The sequence below is a fragment of the Acidiphilium iwatense genome, assembly GCF_021556475.1.
Classification (GTDB): Bacteria; Pseudomonadota; Alphaproteobacteria; order Acetobacterales; family Acetobacteraceae; genus Acidiphilium; species Acidiphilium iwatense.
In genome coordinates this window covers 19,986-30,593 of the sequence record NZ_JAKGBZ010000040.1, presented here as the reverse complement: position 1 = coordinate 30,593, position 10,608 = coordinate 19,986, and the positions used below count along the sequence as shown (strand labels likewise).

Genomic DNA, 10,608 nt, shown 5'->3' with positions numbered 1-10,608 from the left:
GCAGCACTCCGCAAACAGACCACCAAACAGACCGACGATGGCTTGCCGGTCCACAGCTTCCACAGCCTGATCGCAGACCTCGCGACACTGACGCGCAACACCGTCACCACCGCAATCTCGCCATCCGCTGTACCCAGTAACCACCCCGCCCGATCACAAATTATCGTTTCGGATCAATGGGCTGTGCAATTCAAAAGAAGGAAGCTCAGTTTAGTGGTGCCCCGGAAGAAATTGCGGGGCTCAGAAACTGGTCGTATTGCGCATTATTTATATATTGTGTTGCAAGAAACATTGTAAATCCGGGCGCAGAACTCCCAGATTTCCCAGAATCCCCTAAGGTGATCTATACTCCATCTCCAGTGACGCAAGAACCACCAAAGAAACCAGCGTAGAAAAATTATGTACATATACAATGATGAAGACGAGCCGTTTCGTAACCAAATAGAAAAATCTTATTTGGATCGATCTATTGACGCAGAAAAATCTTTTTCTGAACTGGAAAAATTTGCGTTAGGCGGGTCTCGCCTCAGTATAATTTACCTTTCCGGCATGTTTAGAAAGGGAGCCAATGTTTCAAATGTTTTGGAGAGAGCAAAAAAATTACTATATGTAGCAAAAGAAAAAAATTTAATAGAAGCGTCATTCTATTTCGGAAAAGGATTTTATAAATTGCGAGATTATGAATTAGCGTTCGACGCCTTTTCGTGGGGCGCAAATAATAAGTATGATCCATCCGTTTTTAATTTAGCAGTTATGTATTATAATGGCCATTATGTGAATAAGGATTTACAAAGAACTATAGATCTTTTGAAAATTTCTTCGAGAAATGGGCATATTTGGTCAAGAGCTCTTTTGGCACATATTTTTCTGATGAAAGATTTTGGAATTTTACAAAAAATTAAGGCTATTTATATATATATGACACTATTTTATTATCAGGTCGATTTGATAATAAAATCAATTAGAAAGATTCCTCTTGATGAAAAATATTACCGGTGAGTGCTTATTGATTGCTGTAGCAAATCCGTGCAGGAATTTTCAGATAAAGGATTTACCCTTCTTGAGGTTTTGGTTGCCTTGGTCATTCTGGGCCTTGCGCTGGGGCTGTTGACCGGGGCGATTGCCGACAGCCTTGCCCGAGCCGAACGGATCGCCACCGAAGACCATGCCGTGGCCCTTGCCGATTCCCTGCTCGCCGGTCTCGGTCGCGATACGCCATTACGGCTCGGCGTCACCAGAAGCCACAAGGACAATTTGTTCTGGCGCCTCTCGGTCGCGCCGAACCCCGGTCCCCGCACCGCCCCGCCACTCGACCGGATCGTGCTCTCGATCGCGGCGCGATCCGGTCCTGTCATCGGCCAGTGGCGCACGTTGCGGGTCGCGCCCCGGCAACCCGCATCATGATCCGATCTGCCGAACACCGAGGCAGCGATGGATTCACCCTCCTCGAGATGCTGGTCGTCCTTGTTCTGTCAGGCATGTTGATCGCGGTGCTTGCCGGGGTGATCTCGCTGGGTATCGCCGCTCGGGCAAGAGTGACGGCGGTCACGACGAACCAGCGGGATTTCGCCGATTTCCGGCGGATTCTGACCCGCGAACTCGGCCGCGCCTATCCGGCGTGGGTCGTTCACGGCCGTTCCGGCAGCGTCGATTTTGCAGGCACATCCGACAGTTTGTCATTTCTGGCTCCGGCGCTCGAGACGCAGGGGACGAGCATGGCGCATTTTCGCAGCCTGTCGATGCCGGAACGACGAAAGCCGATCCGGGCGGTCGGATCGGCTTCTTGTTGAGCGCGTATTGTGCTTGCGGGCCGTCCTCGATATAGCTGAAAGGAAATATCGCCAGAAGAGGCTCCCTAAACTGCCCTATGTTCACGTGAAACACAGGGCAGCCACGCTAATCAGGCGTTGTGCATTCACGAGGCCGGCGTGGGCGGCTTGCCGTTCAGCGAAATGTCGTTGGTCACCTTGATCATCTTGCCGACCATCATCTGCAGCCCGTTCAGGCCCCAATTGTAGCGATCGAGGGTCCCCGCGGTATCGAGCCCGACAAGCGTGTTGCCGTCCATCCGGTAGGTCACCTTCATGTCGAAGGGATGGGTCTGGCCGTGCATGGTCAGATTGCCCGCAAGCACGGTGCCGTTATCGGTGCACGTGCCCTTGTAGCTGGTCGTCGGATACTGGTCGGGGTCGAGGAAGCCCTTCGACATCACCTGGCCGCGCACGATCGCGTTCGGCAGCGCGAGGCTGCGGGTCTGGAACGTCACATCGACCGCGCAGGTTTTCGCCACCGGATCGAAATTCAGCGTGCCGGCCAATTGTCGATAGGTGCCGGTAATGGTGAACAATATGGCGCTCGAATGGGTCTGGGCCAGCATGTTGCCGGGCGTGAGCTGCAAGGTCTCCGGCGCGGCGATGGCCGGCACGGCGGAAAGCGCAAGGGCGCCACAGGCGAAGCCGGCAAGCAGAAGCGATCGGATCATGGTGCTGTTTCCTCCAGTATATGACGATTGCCGTCACTGATTGCCATATACGTCAATCTTGAACAACAGATTTCTGCGAGCACTCTTCTCAATTTTGATAATATTCAGAAAATTGTGGCGAATTTAACGCGATCGGGTGGTCCGGGCGCGAACAGAAATCGCCGGTCATCGGGCGCGAGCCCGATCAGGCTGGAACAGACCGTGCCGAACCCGCCGCGCGGCCCGACATTCAGCGCGGTTTCGGCGGGCGGGCCGCGATCGGCCAGCAATGCCGCCCAGGCCGCCCAATCATCGGCACCCGGATCGGGGCGGGGCAAAGCCTCGAATTGCGGCCTGTAGCGGGCGATGCGCGGGCTGTTCATGTCGTTCGGATCATGCGCCGTGACCATGGTGATGCCAGGCTCTATTGGCATGATATCGGGGTGATCGCATTCCAGACCGCGGAGCAAAAATCCGCCGGAGGCATCGGCGACCACCATGTTGAAACTGCGATAGCGGCCGGCATCGAGCGCCGCGATCCGTGCGGCGCCGGCTCCGGCGGTTGATTCCTCCAGCGCGATCAGCGGCAGCGCGCCCCGGCTGAGCTTGCCCGCGGCGGGGCCAAGACTGCCGATGCGGTTGAGCAGAGCCGCGACCACGCCGTGATCGTTCAGCCCGATCCAGGTGCCGCCGGCGAGCCGGTCCCGCCCGGCGACGATTCCCGGCCGGTCCGGCCAGTGCCGTGCCGGCGCGTCCCATGCGCGGTCGAGCATTTCGTCGCGGTTGGCGCCGATCGCCACCGGCCATCGCTCGCCGGGCAGAAACGAGATGATGACCGAGCACATCGGTCAGTCGGTACCGAACACGCGGGTAAAAATCTGATCTACGCGGGCAAGGTGGGAGCGTGAATCCATCGCCGCGTCGATCGCCTCCGGGCTGATCCGGCCAGCGACCTCGGGATCGGCCATCAGATGATCGCGGAACGAGCGCGCGTCGGTTTTGCCGAGTGTGGTCCAGGTCGCCATCGCGTTGCGCTGGATGATCCGATAGGCGTCCTCGCGTGAAATCCCGGCGCGGGCCAGCGCCAGCAGAACCTCACCCGAATGCACAACGCCGCCGAGGCTTTCCAGGTTTTCCGCCATGCGCTCGGGATGGATCGTGAGCTTTTTCACCAGTCCGGCCAGGCGCTGCAGCGCGAAATCGAGCGCGATCGTCGCATCCGGCGCGATCACCCGCTCGACCGAGGAATGACTGATGTCGCGCTCGTGCCAGAGGGCAACGTTTTCCAGCGCCGGCAGCGCATAGCCCCGCACCAGGCGGGCAAGGCCGGTGAGGTTTTCCGACAGCACCGGATTGCGCTTGTGCGGCATCGCCGACGAGCCCTTCTGGCCCGGATGGAAGAATTCCTCGGCCTCGCGCACTTCGCTGCGCTGCAGATGGCGGATTTCGGTCGCCAGCCGCTCGATGCCGGAGGCGATCACCGCGAGCGTGGTGAAATAGGCGGCGTGGCGATCACGCGGGATCACCTGGGTCGAAACCGGCTCGACGGCCAGCCCCAGCCTTGCCGCGACATGCGCCTCGATGCCGGGGTCGAGATGCGCGAAGGTACCCACCGCGCCGGAAATCGCGCAGGTCGCGATTTCCCGCCGCGCCGCGATCAGGCGCTCGCGGTCGCGCGCGAATTCCGCGTAATGGCCGGCGAGTTTCAGCCCGAAACTGGTGGGCTCGGCGTGAATGCCGTGGCTGCGGCCGACGGTGGGCGTGTGCCTGTGCTCGATCGCCCGCCGCTTCAATGCCGCCATCACCGCATCGACGCCCTGGAGCAGAAGATCGGTCGCCTGGGTCAGCTGCACCGCAAGGCAGGTGTCGAGCACGTCCGAGGAGGTCATGCCGAGATGCACGAAACGCGAGTCCGGCCCGATTCCCTCGGCGAGCCAGGTCAGGAAGGCGATCACGTCATGCCGCGTCTCGCGCTCGATCCCGGCGATCCGTTCGACATCTGCCTCGGTCATCGCCGCGATCCACGCACCGCCCTTTTCACGGATCGCGCGCGCGGAATCGGCGGGGATGTCGCCGAGGGTGGCCATCGCCTCGGCGGCCAATGCCTCGATCTCGAACCAGATGCGGTAGCGGTTCAGATCCTGCCAGATCGAAGCCATTTCCTGCCGTGAATAGCGCGGGACCATATTTTCGCTCCTCAAACCGCCGTCGTTTTGGTCCGCGCCGCTGCCGTTGACAAGCCGATCCGTTGCCGCGAACCAGGGGTGGATGCCGTTCGCCCTCGCCGATCTCGCCATCCTGGCCCAGGTGTTGATGATCGACCTCGTTCTCGCGGGCGACAACGCCATCGTGATCGGGCTCGCGGTCGCGCGCCTGCCGAAGCGGCAGCAGCGTCAGGCGATCCTGATCGGCGTCGGCGCGGCGACCGCGATCCGCATCGCCCTCGCGCTGGTCGCCTTGCGGCTGCTCGCGGTGATCGGCCTGATGCTGGCTGGCGGCATTCTGCTGCTCTACGTCGCCTGGAAATCCTGGCGGGAATTTTCCCGCGCGCCCGCCGAAGCGCACGGCGCCGCTCCGATGCGGCTGCGCGACGCGGCGATCCGCATCGTCATCGCCGATCTGTCGATGAGCCTGGACAACGTGCTCGCGGTCGCCGGCGCCGCGCGCAACCGCCCGGCTTTGCTTGCCGTTGGGCTGGTGGTGTCGGTCGCCCTGATGGGAATTGCCGCGAATGTTGTGGCCAAGCTGCTCACCCGACATCGCTGGCTGGTCTGGATCGGGCTGGCGATCGTGCTCTATGTCGCGCTCGACATGATCCATGCCGGGCTGATCCAGATCGCACCCCATATCGGAATTCCGCTCCCGCGCTGGTTCAGCTAAGCCCGAACGCCTTGCCGCGCCGCGCGCGGCACAGCTTGATGAAACCCGACACCGCCGGGCCTTGCGGCCGTCCCGCCACGGCGGCGAGTTCGATCCCGCGGGTCATGTCCGGCTCGCCGAGGCGGCAGGCGATCAGCGGTGCCGGAATCGCCAGCCGCTCGGACAGGATCGCGACGCCAAGTCCTGCCCCCACCAGATCGAGCAGATGCGCCCAGGACCCACCGCAACGGCGCAGCCGGAATTGCAGGCCGGATTCCGGGCCGATCCGCCCGGCAAATCCGCCGCAGCGTTCACCCAAGAGCAGCGTTTCGCCCAGCAGGTCGGCGGCGGTGATGCTCTGCCGCCCGGCGAGCGGGTGCGCGGACGGCACCACCACGATCGCGCGTTCCTCATAGAGCGGCCAATGATTGAGCCGTTCGGGCAGCTCGCAATCCGCCGGCAGGAGCGCGCAGTCGAGCATGTCGGCGAGCATCTGCTCGGCCAGTGCCGCTGGCCCGGCTTCCTCGAACCGCACCGCGAGATCGGGCAGGATGGACGCGACCTCGCGGATCGCAAACGCGATCGCACCGGCGGCGATGCCGGGGCCAAGACCGATTTTCAGCGTTGATGGTGGCTGACGGCGCCGGGCCTCGGCGAGCGATGCGGCACTTTCGGCGGCATTTAGCATGGTTTCCAGATGCGGCAGCATCGAGCGGCCGAGTTCGGTCATCTGGGTCAGGTTGCGTTCCCGGAACAGGAGCGCGCCGCCAAGCTCCTCCTCCAGCCGCTGGATCGCCCTGGTCAGCGCCGGCTGGCTGACGTTGCACACCTCCGCCGCGCGAGTGAAGTTCAACGTGCGGCTGAGGGCGACGAAATAGCGGACCTGGGTGAGTTCCATGATCGCCGGATCGGTCAGCCCGGCGGATCAAGGGCACGCAGCGCGGCCAGAATCTGTTCGGGCGTCGCGCGGCGGGTAAAATCGGGATCGGCGAAGCGCCAGGCGATCCGTCCGTCGCGATCGAGCAGGAACAGGGCCGGCATCGGCAGAAACCAGGCATCGTTGCCGTGGCGGTCGGGAAAGTCGATCCCGACGGCTTGCAGACGCGCCAGATAGAGCGGCAGGACGCGGAACACCACGCCGGCGGCAAGGCCGACCCCGCAATCCACGTCGGACAGCACGTCGAACCGGGCGCCATGCGTGGTTTTCGCCTCCTGGACCCATGGGCCGGTGTCGGGGGTGAGGGCGATCAGCGAGGCTCCAAGCGCCTCGATCTCGGGCAGAGCCTCCACCAGCGCGTCGAGCATGATCCGGCAATAGGGACACCATTCGCCCCGAAAAAACTGCACGATGACCGGACCGCGGGCGAGCAGGCTGGACAGCGAGACCAGCCTGCCCTCCGTGTTGGGCAGAACGAAATCGGGAAACAGCGTCTCTTCGGCCAGAACGCTGGGAAGAAATCCGTTGCGGCGCAGAGTGGTCACGGTTTCTTCATAGGCCGCGCGAACCGTCTCGTTCTCGAGGCGGCGCGCACGCTCGGCATCCAATCGCGCCTGAAGATCCATGGCTCGGCTCCACCTCCCTAAGCCCCGACCGTGCCGGCAGGCTACTGAGCGCTGCCGTGGCTCATCGTATCGTGGCTCATTGTGTCATGTTTCATCTTCGAGTGCGACATCGCCGAATGACTCATGGCGCCATGCTGCATCGTATCGTGCTTCATGGTGCCGTGCTGCATGGTCGAGGTCTGCGCCAAGGCTGAGCCCCCGAAGCCGAGGCCAGCGGCGATCGCAGCGGCGAGAATGAGACGGTTCATCGTGATCTCCTGTTGTATTGCGCACCGGCGGCAATGCCGGTCAGCCCGCAAGACATGCACGTCGCGATGTCCATGGGCCAATGCCGGTTGGTTATCGTTTCGATGCCTCGACGAAACCGCCGCGCACGCGCACGATGGCACATCGCTCAACACGATCTTTAGAGGAGGTTCGTCATGGCGAAACGGGTTCCGATCCATCCTTTGCCGCTGCGGATCATGCACTGGCTGAACGCGATCGCGATCGTCGTGCTGATCGGCAGCGGCTGGGAAATTTATGACGCCTCGCCGTTCCTGCCGTTCACCTTTCCGCAATGGATGACGATCGGCCAGTGGCTCGGCGGCGCGATCGCCTGGCATCTCGCGGCGATCTGGCTGCTGATGCTGAACGGGCTGTTCTATCTCGGATGGGGCATCGCGAGCGGACATTTCCGGCGGAAATTCCTGCCGCTATCGCCCCGTGCCGTACTGCGCGACACGGCCGCGGCACTGCGGTTCCGTCTGCCGCACGAGGTGGGCGTCTATAACGCGGTGCAGCGCCTGCTCTATCTCGGCGTTATCGCGCTCGGCATTCTCGCGGTGCTGTCCGGCCTCGCGGTATGGAAGCCGGTGCAATTATGGTGGCTGTCCGATCTGTTCGGCGGGTTCTTCATCTCGCGCGTCGTGCATTTCTGCGCGATGACCGGCATCGTCCTGTTCATCGCCGTCCATGTCCTGCTCGTCGCGCTGGTGCCGCGGGTTCTGCCGGCGATGATCACCGGAGGCCGTCTGCCTGAACCGGACGGGCGGGAGGTGCGGCCATGAAATCGTTCGGCCTTGATCGGCGCAAGCTGCTCGGCCGCGCGCTTGCTCTCGGCGCGCTGGGTTCTTTGTCCGGGTGCGATTTCGATCATCCGAACCACCCCGACCTCGCCGATCGGTTCCTGCGCGCAATGTCGGACTGGAACGACGAGGTTCAGGCTGCCTTGTTCGATCCGCGCACCCTGGCGCCGACCTTCAAGCCGTCGCAGATCACCCGGCCGCCGCGCTTCAACGCCTTCTACGACATCAGCCAGGCGCCGCAGGTCGATGCCGCGACCTGGCGGCTCGCCTTGACCGGGCGGATCGGCGACAAACGCCCCTGGCGGATCGGGCAGTTGCGCGCCATGCCGCGGGAAAGCCAGATCACCAGGCTGATCTGCGTGGAAGGCTGGCGCGTGGTCGGCCAATGGAGCGGGGTGCCGTTGCACCATTTCCTGCGCAAGGTGAACGCCGATCTCCGCGCGCGCTACGTGTCGATCCATTGCGCCGACGGTTATTTTTCCAGCATCGACATGGCATCGGCGCTGCATCCGCAGACCATCCTGGCGCTCGATTTTCTCGGCGCACCGCTGACCGCGCCGTTCGGTGCGCCGCTGCGGCTGCGGATTCCCACCAAGCTCGGCTTCAAGAACCCGAAATCCATCGTCGCCCTGGGCGTCACCAACACCTATCCCGGCGGTTACTGGGAGAATCAGGGCTATAACTGGTTCAGCGGGTCGTAGCGTCATACTCTGTGAACCGGTCGCGATCATGCTATATCGCGGCCTGACAATGACCCAAATCGGATCGATCCAGCCTGTTCGCGCCGTCCCGATCGCCCGCCCCGGATGGCGCGGGTGACGGTTGCGCGGCTTGATGTCGCCAACGAGCCGTCGGGTACGGTGATCGCGCTTGCCGGACCGCTCACCGCGCCGGCGCTGGCCCCGATCTGGTCGCGCACCAAGGATGCCGCGCGCCGGGCGAAGGGCGCCCTGATCGTCGATCTCGCCGGGGCGGAGCCGGTCGATACCTCCGGCGCCGCGCTGCTGCTGGCACTCGAACGCGAACACGGCGAGCGGATCACCTTGCGCGGCCTCGGCGAACAGCCCACCGCCTTGCTCGCCCGGCTGCGCGCGGCGGTACCGGACGGCCCGCCGCCCAAAGTAGCGCCGCGCACCGTCACTCGCACCGGCCTCGGACGCACGCTGCTGATCCGGGTGGCATTCTTCGGCGAGACGATTCTCGCGACACTGACTTTGCCCACCAAACTGCGTTTCCTGCGCGGCGGCGATTTTTTTCGCCTGACCGAACGCGCCGGAACCGAGGCGATGCCGCTCATCCTGATGATGGGCTTTCTGATCGGGATGATCCTGGCGTTCCAGTCGGCGATCCCGATGCGCCAGTTCGGCGCGGATATCTATGTCGCGGCCCTGGTGTCGCTTTCGCTGTTCCGCGAACTGGGGCCCTTGCTCGCCGCCGTGATCCTGGCCGGGCGTACCGGCTCGGCCTTCGCCGCCGAGCTGGGCACCATGATGGTCAACGAAGAAGTCGCGGCGCTGACCACCATGGGGATCGATGCCGAGACCATGCTGGTGATTCCGCGCATGGCGGCGGCGATGCTGGTGATGCCGGCCCTGGCGATCGGGGTTGATGTCGCCGGGATCATCGGCATGGGCTTCGTGATGATGATTCTCGGATTTCCCCCCGCCGCCATCCTGCATCAGGTTCAAATGGCGACCGGGCCGGAGGCGCTGCTGCTCGGCCTGTTCAAGGCGGTGGTGTTCGGTGCCGCGATCGGGCTGATCGGCTGCCGGGCCGGCCTGACCGCGGGCGGCGGCCCGCGCGCGGTGGGCGAGGCGGCGACCTCGGCGGTGGTGGGCGGCATCGTCGCGACCATTCTGCTCGACGGGCTGTTCGCGGTGATTTTCTACCGGCTCGGCCTGTGAACGATGCCGTGGCGATCGTGGTCGATGCGGCGGGCCAGCGCTTCGGCACGCGCACGATCTTCGAGAATGTCTCGTTCACCGTGGCGACCGGCGAGGTGTTCGTCGTGCTCGGCGGCTCGGGCTGCGGCAAATCGACCCTGCTCAAGCAGATGATCGGCCTGCTCCCGCCCACGCAGGGGCGGATTTCGGTGCGTGGCCACGATGTGGTGACCGAGGTCGAGGCGGTCCGCCGGGATATCGGGGTGATGTTCCAGTCCGGCGCGCTCTTTGGCTCGATGACATTGCTGGAGAACATCATGCTGCCGCTCGCGATGTTCACCGATCTGCCGGCGCGGGCGCGCGCCGAGATCGCGCGGATCAAGCTCGCTCTGGTCGGCCTCGCCGACGCGGTCAATCTGCTGCCCTCCGAAATTTCCGGCGGTATGGCGAAGCGCGCCGCGATCGCGCGGGCTCTAGCGCTCGATCCGCCGATCCTGTTTCTCGACGAACCCTCCGCCGGGCTCGACCCGATCACCGGCGCCGGGCTCGACCGGCTGATCCTGGATCTGCGCGCGGCGCTGGGCTGCACCTTCGTGGTGGTGACTCACGAACTGCAATCGATCTTCGCCATCGCCGATCGCTGCGTGATGCTCGATCGCGCGGCGAAGGGCATGATCGCGCTCGGCGTGCCGCGCGACTTGCAACGCACGAGCGATCATCCCACGGTGCGGGCATTTTTCAACCGGGAAGCCGAATCATGAGGGTATTTTTGGTC

The 10,608-nt window shown here is 63.3% G+C and carries 15 protein-coding genes; 9 read left to right on the top strand and 6 right to left on the bottom strand.

All coding sequences use genetic code 11. The features are described 5' to 3' along the window. From L2A60_RS16010 to L2A60_RS15995, 4 genes are all read left to right on the top strand, one after another. Positions 1-297 (top strand): hypothetical protein (locus L2A60_RS16010; protein WP_235705450.1); only part of this gene is annotated, 297 nt, incomplete at its 5' end. Between the two features lie 102 nt (positions 298-399). Continuing rightward, the gene (locus L2A60_RS16005) at positions 400-999 is read left to right on the top strand and encodes a tetratricopeptide repeat protein (RefSeq protein WP_235705449.1); all 600 of its coding nucleotides are present in this window, start codon (positions 400-402) and stop codon (positions 997-999) included. Positions 1,000-1,026: 27 nt separating this feature from the next. After that, on the top strand, positions 1,027-1,404 hold the full coding sequence (locus L2A60_RS16000) for a prepilin-type N-terminal cleavage/methylation domain-containing protein (RefSeq protein ID WP_235705448.1): 378 nt from the start codon (positions 1,027-1,029) through the stop codon (positions 1,402-1,404). Then, a complete protein-coding gene (locus L2A60_RS15995; RefSeq protein ID WP_235705447.1) occupies positions 1,401-1,790 on the top strand; it encodes a prepilin-type N-terminal cleavage/methylation domain-containing protein in 390 nt (129 codons plus the stop codon). Before L2A60_RS16000 ends, L2A60_RS15995 begins: the two co-directional genes overlap by 4 nt. A gap of 125 nt (positions 1,791-1,915) precedes the next feature. Here L2A60_RS15995 and L2A60_RS15990 read toward each other — a convergent pair whose 3' ends face one another. The 3 genes from L2A60_RS15990 to purB all read right to left on the bottom strand — a co-directional run bounded on the left by L2A60_RS15990 (position 1,916) and on the right by purB (position 4,647). After that, positions 1,916-2,482 (bottom strand): YceI family protein, encoded by a 567-nt coding sequence (locus L2A60_RS15990; RefSeq protein WP_235705446.1) that lies wholly within the window; start codon positions 2,480-2,482, stop codon positions 1,916-1,918. Positions 2,483-2,586: 104 nt separating this feature from the next. Then, positions 2,587-3,306: an NRDE family protein gene (locus tag L2A60_RS15985; protein ID WP_235705445.1), complete on the bottom strand. Its 720-nt coding sequence runs from the start codon at positions 3,304-3,306 to the stop codon at positions 2,587-2,589. A gap of 3 nt (positions 3,307-3,309) precedes the next feature. After that, a complete protein-coding gene (purB, locus tag L2A60_RS15980) occupies positions 3,310-4,647 on the bottom strand; it encodes an adenylosuccinate lyase (RefSeq protein ID WP_235705444.1) in 1,338 nt (445 codons plus the stop codon). An 82-nt stretch (positions 4,648-4,729) separates the two neighbouring features. Here purB and L2A60_RS15975 point away from each other — a divergent pair, with 82 nt between their 5' ends. Next, complete coding sequence (locus L2A60_RS15975) at positions 4,730-5,341, top strand: YjbE family putative metal transport protein (protein WP_235705443.1); 612 nt, start codon at positions 4,730-4,732, stop codon at positions 5,339-5,341. Here L2A60_RS15975 and L2A60_RS15970 read toward each other — a convergent pair. Genes L2A60_RS15970 through L2A60_RS15960 form a run of 3 tightly spaced genes read right to left on the bottom strand, consistent with a single transcriptional unit; the run spans position 5,334 to position 7,131 of the window. Continuing rightward, a complete protein-coding gene (locus tag L2A60_RS15970) occupies positions 5,334-6,218 on the bottom strand; it encodes a LysR family transcriptional regulator (RefSeq protein WP_235705442.1) in 885 nt (294 codons plus the stop codon). The genes L2A60_RS15975 and L2A60_RS15970 overlap by 8 nt on opposite strands. A gap of 14 nt (positions 6,219-6,232) precedes the next feature. Next, positions 6,233-6,883, bottom strand: coding sequence for a peroxiredoxin-like family protein (locus tag L2A60_RS15965; protein WP_235705441.1), 651 nt, complete (start codon positions 6,881-6,883; stop codon positions 6,233-6,235). Between the two features lie 41 nt (positions 6,884-6,924). After that, positions 6,925-7,131: a pentapeptide MXKDX repeat protein gene (locus tag L2A60_RS15960; RefSeq protein ID WP_235705440.1), complete on the bottom strand. Its 207-nt coding sequence runs from the start codon at positions 7,129-7,131 to the stop codon at positions 6,925-6,927. A gap of 174 nt (positions 7,132-7,305) precedes the next feature. Here L2A60_RS15960 and L2A60_RS15955 point away from each other — a divergent pair, with 174 nt between their 5' ends. From L2A60_RS15955 to L2A60_RS15940, 4 genes are all read left to right on the top strand, one after another. Further along, positions 7,306-7,932, top strand: coding sequence for a cytochrome b/b6 domain-containing protein (locus L2A60_RS15955; protein WP_235705439.1), 627 nt, complete (start codon positions 7,306-7,308; stop codon positions 7,930-7,932). Further along, positions 7,929-8,651, top strand: coding sequence for a molybdopterin-dependent oxidoreductase (locus L2A60_RS15950; RefSeq protein ID WP_235705438.1), 723 nt, complete (start codon positions 7,929-7,931; stop codon positions 8,649-8,651). Before L2A60_RS15955 ends, L2A60_RS15950 begins: the two co-directional genes overlap by 4 nt. A gap of 114 nt (positions 8,652-8,765) precedes the next feature. Then, positions 8,766-9,854, top strand: coding sequence for an ABC transporter permease (locus L2A60_RS15945; RefSeq protein ID WP_235705437.1), 1,089 nt, complete (start codon positions 8,766-8,768; stop codon positions 9,852-9,854). Beyond that, positions 9,851-10,594 (top strand): ABC transporter ATP-binding protein, encoded by a 744-nt coding sequence (locus L2A60_RS15940; RefSeq protein WP_235705436.1) that lies wholly within the window; start codon positions 9,851-9,853, stop codon positions 10,592-10,594. The genes L2A60_RS15945 and L2A60_RS15940 overlap by 4 nt, the downstream gene beginning before the upstream one ends. Positions 10,595-10,608 lie beyond the last annotated feature (14 nt).

Excerpts from the sequence above, each read along its gene's own strand:
- L2A60_RS16005 (WP_235705449.1), top strand. The coding sequence starts at position 400 with ATGTACATATACAATGATGAAGACGAGCCGTTTCGTAACCAAATAGAA.
- L2A60_RS15995 (WP_235705447.1), top strand. The coding sequence starts at position 1,401 with ATGATCCGATCTGCCGAACACCGAGGCAGCGATGGATTCACCCTCCTC.
- L2A60_RS15990 (WP_235705446.1), bottom strand. The coding sequence starts at position 2,482 with ATGATCCGATCGCTTCTGCTTGCCGGCTTCGCCTGTGGCGCCCTTGCG.
- L2A60_RS15985 (WP_235705445.1), bottom strand. The coding sequence starts at position 3,306 with ATGTGCTCGGTCATCATCTCGTTTCTGCCCGGCGAGCGATGGCCGGTG.
- purB (WP_235705444.1), bottom strand. The coding sequence starts at position 4,647 with ATGGTCCCGCGCTATTCACGGCAGGAAATGGCTTCGATCTGGCAGGAT.
- L2A60_RS15975 (WP_235705443.1), top strand. The coding sequence starts at position 4,730 with ATGCCGTTCGCCCTCGCCGATCTCGCCATCCTGGCCCAGGTGTTGATG.
- L2A60_RS15970 (WP_235705442.1), bottom strand. The coding sequence starts at position 6,218 with ATGGAACTCACCCAGGTCCGCTATTTCGTCGCCCTCAGCCGCACGTTG.
- L2A60_RS15965 (WP_235705441.1), bottom strand. The coding sequence starts at position 6,883 with ATGGATCTTCAGGCGCGATTGGATGCCGAGCGTGCGCGCCGCCTCGAG.
- L2A60_RS15960 (WP_235705440.1), bottom strand. The coding sequence starts at position 7,131 with ATGAACCGTCTCATTCTCGCCGCTGCGATCGCCGCTGGCCTCGGCTTC.
- L2A60_RS15955 (WP_235705439.1), top strand. The coding sequence starts at position 7,306 with ATGGCGAAACGGGTTCCGATCCATCCTTTGCCGCTGCGGATCATGCAC.
- L2A60_RS15950 (WP_235705438.1), top strand. The coding sequence starts at position 7,929 with ATGAAATCGTTCGGCCTTGATCGGCGCAAGCTGCTCGGCCGCGCGCTT.